The 2355-nt window shown below is 61.3% G+C and carries 2 protein-coding genes; both read left to right on the top strand.

Annotated elements, in window-relative coordinates; genetic code table 11:
• The first annotated feature begins 87 nt into the window (after positions 1-87).
• On the top strand, positions 88-1800 hold the full coding sequence (locus AC1DLB_RS27885; RefSeq protein WP_477786075.1) for an FAD-dependent oxidoreductase: 1713 nt from the start codon (positions 88-90) through the stop codon (positions 1798-1800).
• Positions 1801-1995: 195 nt separating this feature from the next.
• On the top strand, positions 1996-2355 hold a 360-nt coding region (locus tag AC1DLB_RS27880), incomplete at its 3' end, for a neutral zinc metallopeptidase (RefSeq protein ID WP_477786074.1).

Here is a 2355-nt window from a genome sequence, read left to right as displayed (position 1 = left end):
CTTTACGCAGTGAATGGTTGCCGGGATCAATCAAGCCTTTATATTTTCTGGAATCAAATTCCAAAAACAACCTGGAGCTTTTAAACGATGCCTGCCGACTCTCCCCTCCTTGCGGACATCGAATGCGATGTGCTGATCGTCGGCTCCGGTGCGGCCGGATTGTCCGCAGCTGTAACCGCAGCCTGGCATGGCTTGAAAGTGATCRTGGTCGAGAAAGACCCGGTGTTCGGCGGCGCCACGGCGTGGTCCGGCGGATGGGCCTGGGTGCCGTGCAATCCTCTGGCGCGTCGTGCCGGCATCGTTGAAGACGTCGAGCAACCGCGCACTTACCTGAAGCACGAATTGGGTGAGCGTTACGATCCGGCGATGATCGACTCGTTCCTTGAGGCTGGCCCGCGAATGGTCGCGTTCTTCGAGCAACACACTGCCCTGCAATTCGCCGATGGCAACGCCATCGCCGACATTCATGGCGACACGCCGGGCGCCGGCACCGGCGGACGGTCGGTGATCGCTGCGCCTTATGACGGACGAAAAGTCGGCAAGCTACTGAAGCGCCTTCGCAAAACCATGCGGGAAACTTCGTTCATGGGCATGCCGATCATGGCGGGGGCGGACCTGAGCGCATTTCTCAACCTGACGCGCTCTTTGCCCGCGGCATGGCATGTGACCCGGCGCTTCACCCGGCACTTGTTCGACCTCGTTGTTCATGGTCGGGCGATGCAACTGGTCAACGGCGTGGCGCTGGTTGCGCGGTTGGCAAAGTCCGCCGAAGACCTGGGCGTCTTGCTCTGGGAATCGGCACCGGTGACCGAGTTGCTTCGCGAAGGCGATCAGGTGCAAGGCGCGATCGTCAGTACCGCCAAAGGCAATATCCGCATCCATGCACGCAAGGCCGTGGTGCTCGCGACCGGAGGTTTCGCCAATGATATCGAGCGACGCAAGGCATTGTTCCCCCGCACACCAACCGGCAACGAACACCTGGCGCTGCCGCCTCTCGGCGTCGCCGGTGATGGTTTGCGATTGGGCGAAAGCGCCGGTGCGCGGGTCAACACCGACATGGCATCGCCCGTGGCCTGGGCGCCGGTTTCGCAAGTGCCGCACAGTGACGGCAGCATCGGCCACTTCCCGCACATCATCGAACGCGGCAAACCGGGGATCATCGGTGTGCTGAGCAACGGCCGGCGCTTCGTCAACGAAGCCGACGGCTACTACGACTACGTGACGGCCATGGTCGCCGCCGCACCGCTGGGCGAAGAAGTCGCCTCCTGGCTGATCTGCACTCATGGTTTTCAACGGCGTTATGGCCTGGGAATTTCTCGGCCGTTTCCGGTGCCGCTGTCATCCTTTATCCGCAGCGGTTATCTGAAAACCGGCAACACTGTCGAGGAATTGGCCCTGGCCTGCGGCATCGACCCAAACGGATTGCGCAGCACGGTGGATGAATACAACCGGTGTGCGCGCAACGGCGAAGATCCGTTGTTCGGTCGTGGCTCGACGCCCTACAACCGCAAACAGGGCGATGCGTTGCAGCAACCCAACCCGTGCGTCGCGCCGATTGAACAAGGCCCGTTCTACGCCGTGAAGGTCCAGCCTGGCTGCTTTGGCACCTTCGCCGGGCTCAAGGTCAATGAACATGCCCAGGTTCTTGGCGAGTCGGGGCAGGCCATCGCCGGGTTGTATGCAGCGGGCGGCGACATGGCCAGCATCATGGGCGGGCACTATCCCGCCGGCGGTATCAATCTCGGCCCGGCGCTGACCTTCGGCTACATCGCTGCCCGGCATATCGCCGATATAGAGTGAGTTTGATCAGTGATTCTCGAGACAAGCATTCGCCCACTCGGTAAAAACCTGTCGCCCTGAAGGAATTCGCTGGGCTATCCGTGTTCAATACAAGTCTGAAATGTTCCGTGCGCAGTAAAAGACAGACGACCGGACTGGCGCCGCTCTCACTGACCAGCAACACTCATCACCATATTCAAACGAGGACTCACCCCCATGCTATGGAAAAAAGGCCGACGCAGCGACAACGTGGTCGATGCCCGTGGCGATGATGTCGGCGGTGGGGGTGGCGGGATGCGCTTCGGCGGGGGCAAGGGCCTGAGCCTGACGGCGATCCTGTTGATCGTCGGGATCGGCTGGATCACCGGCCAGGACCCGATGCAGATCCTCGGTCAATTGACCGGACAAATGAGCGAGCAATCGGCTCCGGCCACCACCCACACCCGCAAGGCACCGCCGGCCAATGATGAAAACGCCGAATTCGTGCGCTCGATCCTCGGCGACACCGAAGACACCTGGGGCCAGATTTTCCAGCAGGCCGGTCGGCAATATAAAGACCCGACCCTGGTGCTGTTC

It is taken from the genome of Pseudomonas sp. 05N434 (genome assembly GCF_056396965.1).
The sequence above is the reverse complement of the archived record's forward strand: the minus strand, read 5'-3'. Positions and strand labels throughout refer to the sequence as shown.